The sequence below is a fragment of the Rummeliibacillus stabekisii genome, from assembly GCF_007988965.1.
In the GTDB taxonomy this organism is placed as follows: domain Bacteria; phylum Bacillota; class Bacilli; order Bacillales_A; family Planococcaceae; genus Rummeliibacillus; species Rummeliibacillus stabekisii.
Genome location: NZ_BJVD01000015.1, coordinates 39,549 through 51,060, shown reverse-complemented (window position 1 = coordinate 51,060; position 11,512 = coordinate 39,549). Strand labels below are relative to the sequence as shown.

Below are 11,512 nucleotides of genomic sequence, written 5' to 3'. Positions count from 1 at the left end.
TGTCGTTCGTTTGTTTTAGCGAACTTTTATATAATATCATTTCTGTATCGACTTGTCAACAACTTTCAAAAGTTTTTTATTTGAAGTTCGCTAACTTGGTAAGTCGCTATCAGCAACTTTTATATAATAACAACTTCTAGAAGGTATGTCAACACATAATTCAATTATTGTTTTATACAAAACGGCTTCTATTATAATCGCCTCATCACACGCACTAATTTCTCTTCCAATATCAATGAAGTCGTAATAACAGATGCTACACCTTTGAGTAGTTAATAAGAGTTTCTTCTATAAATAAGAACTAATTAGATCCCCATACACCCTCGTTGCCATCAAAAGCCAACTATTGTAAAATTAAATGTAGGTTTTGTAGCACAGTTCTGCTTAACCTATAAACTATTTCTATATTTATATCAGTCAACCGGTTTCTTTTAGGCTAATGGGAAATCGGTTTTTATATTTCTCACCAAAGGAGTGTTCTAATGATAAAAAGACTCGTCATTACTGGTTACAAGGCACACGAACTTGGCATCTTTGACGATAAGCATGCTGGGATTCCTATAATCAAGCAAGCTATCAAAGAGAGGTTGGTACCATTAATTGAAGAAGGTCTTGAGTGGATAATAATGACCGGTGCGCTAGGAGTAGAAACATGGGCCGCGGAAATCGTGATGGACCTTCAATTAGAATATCCCGAACTGAAATATGCCATTATGACACCTTTTTTGGATCAAGAGAAGAGATGGAATGAAGCAAAGCAAGAGAAATACGAAATGATACTCTCTCTCGCTGATTACACCACAAGTCTAACGAATCGTCCTTATGAAGCACCTTGGCAGTTTGTTGAGAGCAATAAATTTCTTATTCAGCATTCGGATGGCATTTTAATCGTATACGATGAAGAAAATGAAGGCTCGCCAAAGTATATAAAAAAACTTGCCGCGCAGTATGCCGACAAGTTTGACTATGAAATTCTTTTAATAAATGCGTATGACTTGCAGTTAATCGCTGAGGAAGAACAAATGAAAAAGTGGGAAATGTAAATGCCCCTCCTCAACACTTTCTAGATGTTGAAGAAGGGCACCGTTTTATTCTTTAAATTCCTCCTTCATTAATAGAAGGAAACTGATTTGTACTAATGAGCCTGACCATAACTCTTATTTTTCGGAAGCTCTTTGCCTTTAGTTGAAACGGCTTCTCTTTTCATTGAACTATCCAAAGAACTTGATTTTACCTTTTCACTACGGCCCCAAGGAAGCATATTAAAGACTATATTCATTGCAATTGCTGTTACACTTCCTGCCACTATGCCATTACTTGTTAATATACGTACACTTTCAGGTAAGATGTCGAAAATTTGGGGAACTACAGTCACGCCAAGCCCCATTCCTACCGCACATGCAACGATCATAGGGTTACCTTCTGTTTCACCAATAACAGAGCCCAACATTTTGATACCTTGTGAAACCACCATGCCAAACATAGCAATCATAGCCCCACCAAGCACAGCGGTTGGAATAACTGTCGTTAATGCCGCAATTTTAGGTAAGAATCCTAATGTTACAAGAAAGATACCAGTAATAAAGATAACTGCACGATTTTTAACGCCAGTCAATTGCATAAGGCCTACATTCTGTGAAAAAGCGGTATATGGGAATGAGTTAAAGATTCCACCGATAATAGAAGCTAAGCCCTCTGAACGATATCCTCTTGCAAGTGCTTTATCATCAATTGGCGTATTAGTCATATCACTTAATGCAAAATAAGAACCTGTTGATTCAACCAAAGATACTAGAGCCACCAGCGTCATAGTAATAATAGGTACAACGTGAAACTCTGGTGTTGCGAAGTAAAATGGCGTTACGATTTGGCCCCATGCTGCTTCTTTTACAGGAGTAAAGTCAACTTTACCCATAAAACCTGCCGCAATTGTGCCAAGTACTAGGCCGATCAGTATCGCAATCGAACGAAAGAATCCATTTGTGAATCGGTATAACAAGATAATCGCAAGAAGCGTGCCAAACGCAAGTGTAATGTTAGAAGCAGATCCGAAATCAGCTGCTCCTTGTCCACCGCCCGCATTGTTGATAGCTACTGGAATTAATGTAATTCCGATGATTGTTACAACACTACCTGTCACAACCGGAGGGAAGAATTTAACCAGTTTACCAAAGAAACCTGAAATCAAAACAATAATTAAGCCTGAAGTGATGACCGCACCATAAATTGAACCAAGGCCATATTTGTCGCCAATGCCAATAATAGGTGTAACGGCTGTAAACGTACACCCGAGCACTAAAGGAAGGCCAATACCAAATACTTTGCCTCGTGCAACTTGCAATAATGTAGCAATCCCACACATCATGATATCAATCGAAACTAAGTACGTTAGTTGTGTTGTATTAAACTTTAACGCCCCACCAATTATAAGCGGCACTAATATAGCACCTGCATACATCGCCAATAAGTGTTGAATGCCCAGTGTTGCAAGTTTTGCTTTGTTCATTCTTTGCCGCCTCCTAAGAAAATTGGATTTCTTTGTTTTCTAATGATGAAACAATTGCCAGTGAATCCACTCGATATCCTTTGTCGCGTAAAACCTGACCACCTTGTTGGAATCCCTTTTCGATAACAATACCGATACCGCTAATAGTTGCCCCTGCTTGTTCGATAAGATGAATTAAGCCTTTAGCTGCTTCGCCATTAGCTAAAAAATCATCAATGACAAGTACTACATCATCTTCTGTTAAGTAATCTTTTGACACTGTCAGCGTGCTAGTTACTTTCTTAGTGAATGAATATACTTCAGTTGTATATAGGTTATCAATCAACGTCACCGATTTGCTTTTACGTGCAAAGACTACAGGCACTTCTAATAGAAGGCCAGCCATCACAGCTGGTGCTATGCCGGATGATTCGATTGTTAATATTTTTGTAATTCCTTCATTTTTATAAAGCTCCGCGAATTCTTGACCAATTTTTTTCATCAATTGTGGATCAATCTGATGATTTAAGAAAGAATCTACTTTTAAAACTCCCTCTGATATTACTTTACCTTCGTTTACGATTTTATCCTGAAGTGCTTTCAACACGAGGAACTCCCTTCTTTTCATTAGCACTTCGGCTTTTTTACGTACAAAAAAGCCGAAGAACTAATACATCCAATCATCTACGAGTGGAGCAAAGTCCTTCGACTTATTGTCGAAAGTAATAGCAAATAGAATGTAATGAACAAACTACTATTTACTAGATTGCTTCTCATAGTCAGATCATTTACGGTAATCTGGTAGAAACTTGCAGGCCATATCCCTGCTATTATATGAGTGAATGTTATGTAATTTTGATTATCTTTATTATAGCATGTAAAACGTAAAATTCAATATAAATTCTCTTTGTAAGTGTTGGTAAATAACCCAAAACCGAATAAACAGATTAATTATTCTGATAGAAACATTTAAAAAGCGAACATTATGTCAAACGAAACGGCTCAATTCACAACAAAAAAGCTAATCTACCAACGTTGATAGATTAGCCTTCAAGATTTAAATTATTGTACTTGGCGTTTCGTTGTCAGATCTGCCTCTTCTAGACGTACAACCTTTGTTTTGCATTTCAGTTTATGGCCAAACCAGATAATAAGGAAGATTGGCAAGCCAATATAGGATACTAGGATGCCATACCAATCAATATGGTCGCCTGTAAACGCTGTGTAGTTTTGTCCTAAGATAACAATCGCACAAAGGACAAAGGCAAAAATCGGACCAAACGGGAAAAATTTAGAGCGATAAGGCAACTCTGAGAGATCACGGCCCTGTGCTACAAATGCTTTTCGGAAACGATAATGGCTGGTCGCTATACCAAGCCATGCAATGAAACCGCACATACCAGAAGCGTTTAAAAGCCAGATATACACTGTTCCAGATCCAAAAAATGATGCCAAAAAGGATAAACAAGCCACTGCTACTGTTAAAACAAGTGCTGCAACAGGAACACCTCGGTTGTTTAGCTTTTTGAAAATCTTCGGTGCATTACCTTCCACTGCTAATTCACGTAATGTACGAGATGCTGCATATAACCCTGAGTTGCCGGCTGAAAGAATCGCCGTAAGAATAACTGCGTTCATCACAGAAGCAGCAAAGGCAATGCCTGCATTTTCAAATATTAATGTAAAAGGACTTACTGCCACGTCATCGCTATTTGCTAAACGTGCATCCGTATAAGGAATTAATAAGCCAATCGCTAAGATAGCTAAAACATAAAACAATAGAATTCGCCAAAAGACCGAGCGCACAGCCTGTGGGATTGTTTTTTCAGGATTTTCCGTTTCACCAGCTGTAATCCCAAGCAATTCTGTCCCTTGGAAGGAGAAGCCTGCAGCTAAGAAAATGCCTAATGTAGCAAAAAATCCACCATGGAAAGGCGCGTCACCTTTAAAGAAATTAGTAAATCCAACCGGAGCATGTCCGCCGAGAATACCAAAAATCATTAAGAAACTAATGATGATAAATATAATAATTGTTGCCACTTTAATAAGCGCAAACCAATATTCGCTTTCGCCAAAACTTTTCACTGACAAAAAGTTTAAAGTAAAGATAATTATAAGAAATGCAGCACTCCAAATAAATGAAGGAGTGTGTGGGAACCAATATTTCATAACAATCGCTACAGCTGAAATTTCAGCTGCAATCGTTACTGCCCAGTTGTACCAATAATTCCAACCAAGCGCGAATCCTAATGAAGGATCAACAAATTTGGAAGCATACGTGCTGAATGATCCTGATACAGGCATATAAGCGGCCATTTCCCCTAAACTTGTCATAAGGAAAAATACCATTACACCAATTAGTCCATAAGCTAACAGTGCTCCTCCGGGCCCTGCTGCTGCAACCGAGTTGCCGCTTGCTAGAAGTAGGCCTGTACCGATTGTACCGCCAAGTGAAATCATGGAAATATGGCGGCTTTTTAAGCTGCGTTTCAGTTTCTGTTGTGTATTTGAATGAGAATCATGTTTAATGTTTGTTCGTATTCCTGCATTTGTATGTGTTTCTACTCTATTCATAACTCTCCTCTTTCCGTTTTTCATTGCAAGAAAAGGTCGAGCTGAAGGTATTCTTCGCAGCTGTCTATAACAGCTAAAATTTAAATAAAAAAGCCATCACATATATAACTGAGATGGCGTCCGAATTCCCCATCAACCTTGATCAAGATAGCTCAACACGCCGACATTGGCGTGACAGTTCTGCACCTTTCGATAGCAGCCCCAGCACTAGCAATAAAAAGCTTGCTTGTACTTCGGCAATATTCCCTTTTTAATCGAGTCCTAAACGCTTTCTCGCCTCGTCGATTATACTCATGAATACCGCGACCTCTACCTCATCTATTGGATGAGGCATGCAATATATAGTTTTAAGTTACCTACATTGTAATATATTAAGCACATGACTACAAGGGTAAATAGAAAATTACTATATTTTAGAAAGAAGGGGACATGTTTTGTAAAACAAATATTGATAAAGCAAAATGATTCCTGTACGTTTTTAATATCTATTAAAAATTCAAAAGGAGGATTTCCTTTGGCTTCAGAACAAGCTACGAACCGAAACAAGAAGCTGTCATGGGACAAAAAAACATGGCTTTTAGTGCTCGGTATTATCTTTATCGCCACAACTTTGCGATCCCCTCTCACTGCTGTTGGCCCTATTATTGCAGATATTAAAGAAGGGCTCACTATATCAAATGTGTGGGCGGGATTGATTACAACTATCCCCTTGCTTGCATTTGCAGTTATTTCACCATTTGTCCCTAAAATTTCACAGCGTGTTGGATTTGAAAGAACATTGTTATCAGCCTTAATACTTTTGGCTATAGGTATCTTAATGCGTTCAGCGGGCAGTATCTTTTTCTTGTTCTTTGGAACGATTATCATCGGAGTTGCTATTTCATTTGGCAATGTCCTCTTGCCTGCTCTTATTAAATTAAAGTTTCCTCTTCAAGTAGGATTATTAACAGCACTTTATTCTGTTTCCATGAACCTATCCGCCAGTATAGCAGCGGGCGTGAGCAATCCAATAGCAGAAACAACAATCGGATGGAAGGGAGCTCTTGCCTGTTGGGGTATTCTGGCCATTCTCGCTATCATAGTATGGTTACCGCAGCTGCGGAATCATGTGAAGGTGACAAACAACAATGAATCTTCTCAACGCACTAAACCTATGTGGAAGTATCCTCTTACTTGGGCTATCACCTTCACGATGGGGCTACAATCCCTGTTGTTTTATACGACGGCTACTTGGATTCCAGGGCTGCTTGAAACCCAAGGCATGAGCCCGAGCAAAGCGGGATGGATGTTTTCTATTCTACAGATAGCACAATTGCCAATGACTTTTTTAACCCCGATTCTTGCAGGTAAAAAAGCTGACCAAAGACCGCTCGTTGCATTATTGTCACTGTTTTACTTTGCAGGCTTCGCAGGTATATTTATGAATTGGACAGAGCTTACATTGTTATGGATGTTAATGATTGGATTCGCTGGAGGGGCATCCTTTAGTCTTTCTATGATGCTTTTCTCTCTTCGTTCACGCAACGCTCAAGAAGCAGCTGAACTTTCAGGCACCGCACAATCCATCGGGTATTTGCTCGCTGCAATAGGACCTGTACTATATGGTTTTATCCATGATAGCTTTAATAGTTGGCATGCTGCGAACAGCTTATATCTTATTGTCACAGTCCTTTTGTTCGTCTTTGCATTCATTTCTGCTAAAGACCGATTTGTAACGAAAGAACAATAGCAAAAGCGCCATTAGCTTGTAGCTAATGAGCGCTTTTTCATTCTTATTCTTCTCTGCTTTTTCTGTCTCCCAACCCTTTGAAAGGTGATGGCCGATACATATAAGATGGAGTGTTCTTTTTATTTTTATACGGTTTATGGAAGATATGCGTTAAAGCCGGCGATAGAGGCGGAATAAGCCAAGTCCAATTGCCTGTCACATCTCTATTTTCCGCTTCTTCATTCATTTCAAAACGTTTAAATTGCTGTGCTGCAGTGTGATGATCCACAATGCTGACACCATCTTCCCGGAAGGAATACAAAACGGCTTCATTTAATTCAATTAGTGCACGATCTTGCCACAAGTTTGTGTTTGATCGCATATCTAAACCCATCTTCTTCGCAATGAAAGGAAGCTGATTATAACGATTTTCGTCTGCAAGATTTCTTGCACCAATTTCCGTTCCCATATACCAACCGTTAAAAGGAGCAGCAGTATAGACGACTCCCCCTATCTCAAGAGGCATACTTGAAATGATAGGAACTGCATACCACTTTAAATGCAACTCAGAAAACCAGCTATATTCCGGATGCCTGATTTCCACTTCATTTATGTATATAGAAGGAATCTCAAAGAACTTAGGTGGCTGATTATCAACTTGAATAACTAAAGGCAACACGTCAAATTGCCCTCCCTTCCCTTTCCATCCAAGTTTTAAGCACTCATTTGTAAAAGCAACCGAATCCGCGTCACCCACAATGGTTTGATCTTCACATTCATAACCCGCATAGCGTATCAATTGATGATTCCAAATACGGACACGGCCAGGCTCAAAAATTGTGATAACAGGCTTGATCTTCCCATTATTGAAGGCATATTCAATATGATTGATCAATTTTTGAAAAATAGTTTCTTCTTCTAATACACCCCGTTCATCCTTCACCTGAAGGGTTTTCCAAAACAATCTGCCTATACACTTATTGCTGTTCCTCCAAGCTACCTGAGCACCGTAGCTCAATTCTTCAGGAGTATGCTTATAACTTCCATTTTCCTCTATTTCTTGACCTACCTCTTTCAAACGATGATCTAATTGCTCGTCCGGCAAATGATTCTCTTTATAATATAAAGTCAAAAAAGCGACTGCTTCATCTATTATGGCCATTATGTCCTCCTCGACCTGTCATTACCCCTATGATAAATCAAAAAAATCAGTGAAAAAATATGTAGATTATATATTCATTTATAAAGAGTTGGAGAAATAGCATCAGCTTATTCAATGTTGATAAAAGGAATAGATTTGGTTATGTATTCATAGCGTATAGTAATAGATAAGTTATATATTTTCATTTATACCTGTCCATAACCTCCCAATGATAATAGTAATTATTATAAATAAGTTATTAATACAGTTAATATAATAAAAGAAGTCAAATAAAATATGTTTTCCAAACCATTTAAATTACATCTAAACTGTAATACTGGCAACGTTTAACGTTGAATTATCAACTTTTATTTTTCACAATTTAAGGAAGCAAATTAATTGACAAACACCGTATTATTTATATTCTATTCTTTAAGATAGAAATTCCTTAAAAATAATTATTATAATTTACATTTAGCTATGACTCTGTTATAGTTATTTTCGAAGAGATAATTCTATAGATTTAAGGGGGAATTATGAATGGCAAACGACCAAAATAAAAAACTAACAACTGCGGCTGGTGCACCTGTCGTAAGCAATACAAATTCAATGACAGCAGGCAAACGTGGTCCAGTTCTATTGCAAGATGTTTATTTAATTGAAAAACTAGCAAACTTTAACCGTGAAGTGATTCCTGAACGCCGTATGCACGCAAAAGGATCAGGTGCATTCGGAACATTTACTGTAACGCACGATATTACAAAATATACAAAAGCGGCTATCTTCTCTGAAATTGGCAAGAAAACAGACATGTTCGCTCGATTCTCAACAGTAGCCGGCGAACGTGGTGCTGCTGATGCAGAACGTGACATCCGTGGTTTTGCATTAAAATTCTACACAGAACAAGGTAACTGGGACTTAGTCGGAAATAATACACCTGTATTCTTCTTCCGTGATGCCATGCATTTCCCTGATTTAAACCATGCTGTTAAACGCGACCCTCGTACAAATATGCGTTCCGCGAATAACAACTGGGACTTCTGGACAAATCTTCCCGAAGCATTACACCAAATCACATATGTAATGGGCGACCGTGGAATTCCTACTGACTACCGCCATATGCATGGTTTTGGTTCTCATACGTATTCAATGATTAACGCTAATAATGAGCGCGTGTATGTTAAATTCCACTTTGAAACACAACAAGGAATCAAAAACTACACTGACCAAGAAGCAGCAGAAGTAGTTGCAAATGACCGTGAGTCTTCACAACGTGATTTATACGAAGCAATCGAACGCGGCGAATTCCCTAAATGGAAAATGTCTATCCAAGTGATGACAGATGAACAAGCGCGTAACCACCGCGACAATCCATTCGATTTAACAAAAGTATGGTATAAATCTGAATACCCACTAATTCCAGTAGGAGAATTTGAATTAAATCGCAATGCAGAAAACTACTTTGCTGATGTAGAACAAGCTGCATTCCAACCATCAAATGTAGTGCCTGGTATTAGCTTCTCACCAGACCGCATGTTGCAAGCTCGTTTATTCTCCTATGCAGATGCACAACGCTACCGCCTAGGTGTGAATAATTTCCAAATTCCAGTAAACGCACCAAAATGCCCAGTGCATAACTTCCATCGCGATGGCGCTATGCGTGTTGACGGCAACTTAGGTAGCACACTTCACTATGAGCCAAATAGCTATGGTGAATGGAAAGAACAACCTGAATTCAAAAACCCAGCTGAAGAAGCAGGTCCAGCAGATATTTATGATTTCCGCGAAGATGACTCTAACTACTTCGAACAACCAGGAAAATTATTTAATATCATGACTGCTGAAGAACAACAACGCTTATTTGAAAATACAGCTCGCAATATGGAAGGCGTGGAAGACTTCATTAAAGAACGCCACATTATCCACTGCTATAAAGCAGACCCTGCTTATGGTGCAGGCGTTGCAAAAGCAATGGGCATCGATATCAATAACATTGATGTCAACAAAGAAATTCAATATCACTAATCTAAACAACTCGACAACATATCCAAAAAAGCTGTATCACTCCTCTGAGTGATACAGCTTTTTTAACACTTTCATATATGTAGTTATCCCTTTCGAGAAAAAAGTTTTAATCTTGGCTGCCATTTATTACGATTTGTGAATGTAGGAAAGAAACAGCCAATGGAGAATAAATAAGGTTGACGAAAATAACAAAGGATAACTTGATTAACAAATTAATTCAATAAAATAAATAGCAATATGACAACCATGAGATTCTACTATCTTTAAGGGAACAAATAAAAGAAAGTAAGAACTTCTTATCGCATTGTTTTAAAATTGAATTTTATTTAATTAGAGTTTCAGCTAGAAAACTCGCTTTTCCAGCTCCAATGATAATTAGAATACCTAATCCTACATTTAATAGGTGTTTTAAATTCATTTTCTTCATTGTTATATCCCCCTTATTCCTTTATATTTTCTTTCTGATAAGAAATGTAAATAGACTTAGATACAATAAGACCTTTTCTCTATTTTTTATCTCATCATAGATATTATATACTTAATTTATCAAAAAACTTAAAATTGTCATATAGTAAAATATAAAGGGGCAAGTGAGAAAAATGAATTACTTAGGATATGTTTTCAGGGATATTAGATTAAGCAAAAACTATTCATTAAAAGAAGTATCTAAAGGAATTATCAGTGTATCTTTTCTATCAAAATTTGAACGTGGAAATTCAGATATCTCTTTATCAAAGTTCTCCTTATTGCTCGATAGATTAAATTTAACTTTAGAAGAATTTATGTTTATTTCGAACGACTATAAACCGACTCACCTGGAAAACATATTGAATAACATTAAACGTGCATATGAAAATAATGATCTAGCGTTATTGCTCAAGATAGAAGAAGAAGAACATGGAAAGTGGTTAAAGTATAATATAACCAGTTACCTATATAATTCAATTATGATCAAAGCATTAGCACATAATTTAAATCCAACCATCATCTTTCAGAAAGATGATTTAATTAATATAAGTGACTACCTGTTTAGTGTAGATAATTGGGGATTTTACGAAATCATGCTATTTGGCAATACAATGCATATATTAAATAAAGATTTAGTGATAACACTTTCTAAAGAGTTAACCCAAAAAACGGAAGTTTATAAAAATATAAAGAAATTTAACGAAGAAGTTATTAAGGTACTATTAAACACTATAGTCTTTTGCGTAGAAGCAAATAAGGGGAAAGAAACGCATCAGTTCATACAATATGTTGAGAAAATCTCCGAAGGCACAGATTTTTACTTTGAAAAAACAAAGCTAATGTTTTTAAAAGGAATCTATAACATCGCTTCTGGCAATCAAACAATCGGTACCGAAATGGCACAAAATGCTATTCAAACAATGCGTTTTTTAGGTGATATCAATTTAGCTAACAATCATGAATTATACTTAGAGGAAAAACTGGCCGTTATTAAATAAAATCCCTCAGCTATTAATGAATTGGTTTTACCAAACGTATTTATGATCGGGCTATTACATATTAAAAAGGCACCCCGCTTTTACTAATGCAAAAGTGAGGTGTCTTATTTATT

8 protein-coding genes and 2 riboswitches are annotated in these 11,512 nt (G+C 37.3%); of the genes, 4 read left to right on the top strand and 4 right to left on the bottom strand.

Translation table 11 applies throughout. From position 1 onward, the window contains the following. Window positions 1–482: 482 nt before the first annotated feature. Window positions 483–1,043 carry an SLOG family protein gene (locus RST01_RS15500; RefSeq protein WP_147198227.1) on the top strand — a complete coding sequence of 187 codons (561 nt, stop codon included), beginning with the start codon at window positions 483–485 and terminating at the stop codon, window positions 1,041–1,043. 92 nt (window positions 1,044–1,135) lie between these two features. Here the strand turns inward: RST01_RS15500 and RST01_RS15495 are convergent, their stop codons facing one another. From RST01_RS15495 to RST01_RS15485, 3 genes are all read right to left on the bottom strand, one after another. After that, complete coding sequence (locus tag RST01_RS15495) at window positions 1,136–2,506, bottom strand: nucleobase:cation symporter-2 family protein (RefSeq protein WP_147198225.1); 1,371 nt, start codon at window positions 2,504–2,506, stop codon at window positions 1,136–1,138. 13 nt (window positions 2,507–2,519) lie between these two features. Further along, complete coding sequence (locus tag RST01_RS15490; RefSeq protein ID WP_370454704.1) at window positions 2,520–3,113, bottom strand: xanthine phosphoribosyltransferase; 594 nt, start codon at window positions 3,111–3,113, stop codon at window positions 2,520–2,522. 128 nt (window positions 3,114–3,241) lie between these two features. After that, a riboswitch (purine riboswitch) is annotated at window positions 3,242–3,343 on the bottom strand. A gap of 204 nt (window positions 3,344–3,547) precedes the next feature. After that, window positions 3,548–5,059: an amino acid permease gene (locus RST01_RS15485; RefSeq protein WP_147198223.1), complete on the bottom strand. Its 1,512-nt coding sequence runs from the start codon at window positions 5,057–5,059 to the stop codon at window positions 3,548–3,550. A gap of 140 nt (window positions 5,060–5,199) precedes the next feature. Further along, window positions 5,200–5,379: riboswitch (Lysine riboswitch) on the bottom strand. Window positions 5,380–5,573: 194 nt separating this feature from the next. On the opposite strand from RST01_RS15485, the gene RST01_RS15480 reads away from it, so the two are divergent. Continuing rightward, complete coding sequence (locus RST01_RS15480; protein WP_244946738.1) at window positions 5,574–6,788, top strand: CynX/NimT family MFS transporter; 1,215 nt, start codon at window positions 5,574–5,576, stop codon at window positions 6,786–6,788. Between the two features lie 43 nt (window positions 6,789–6,831). On the opposite strand, the gene RST01_RS15475 is transcribed toward RST01_RS15480, so the two are convergent. Continuing rightward, window positions 6,832–7,929, bottom strand: a complete 1,098-nt coding sequence (locus tag RST01_RS15475) for a nitric oxide synthase oxygenase (protein WP_147198219.1) — start codon at window positions 7,927–7,929, stop codon at window positions 6,832–6,834. A gap of 519 nt (window positions 7,930–8,448) precedes the next feature. Between RST01_RS15475 and RST01_RS15470 the strand changes: the two genes are divergently transcribed. After that, window positions 8,449–9,933, top strand: a complete 1,485-nt coding sequence (locus RST01_RS15470) for a catalase (protein WP_147198217.1) — start codon at window positions 8,449–8,451, stop codon at window positions 9,931–9,933. A gap of 599 nt (window positions 9,934–10,532) precedes the next feature. Then, entirely contained in the window at window positions 10,533–11,399 is an 867-nt protein-coding gene (locus RST01_RS15465) for a helix-turn-helix domain-containing protein (protein WP_147198215.1), read from the top strand. The last annotated feature ends 113 nt before the right edge of the window (window positions 11,400–11,512 follow it).

Coding starts and splice junctions, on each gene's coding strand:
- RST01_RS15500 (WP_147198227.1), top strand. CDS start 483: ATGATAAAAAGACTCGTCATTACTGGTTACAAGGCACACGAACTTGGC.
- RST01_RS15475 (WP_147198219.1), bottom strand. CDS start 7,929: ATGGCCATAATAGATGAAGCAGTCGCTTTTTTGACTTTATATTATAAA.
- RST01_RS15495 (WP_147198225.1), bottom strand. CDS start 2,506: ATGAACAAAGCAAAACTTGCAACACTGGGCATTCAACACTTATTGGCG.
- RST01_RS15465 (WP_147198215.1), top strand. CDS start 10,533: ATGAATTACTTAGGATATGTTTTCAGGGATATTAGATTAAGCAAAAAC.
- RST01_RS15470 (WP_147198217.1), top strand. CDS start 8,449: ATGGCAAACGACCAAAATAAAAAACTAACAACTGCGGCTGGTGCACCT.
- RST01_RS15485 (WP_147198223.1), bottom strand. CDS start 5,059: ATGAATAGAGTAGAAACACATACAAATGCAGGAATACGAACAAACATT.
- RST01_RS15490 (WP_370454704.1), bottom strand. CDS start 3,113: ATGAAAAGAAGGGAGTTCCTCGTGTTGAAAGCACTTCAGGATAAAATC.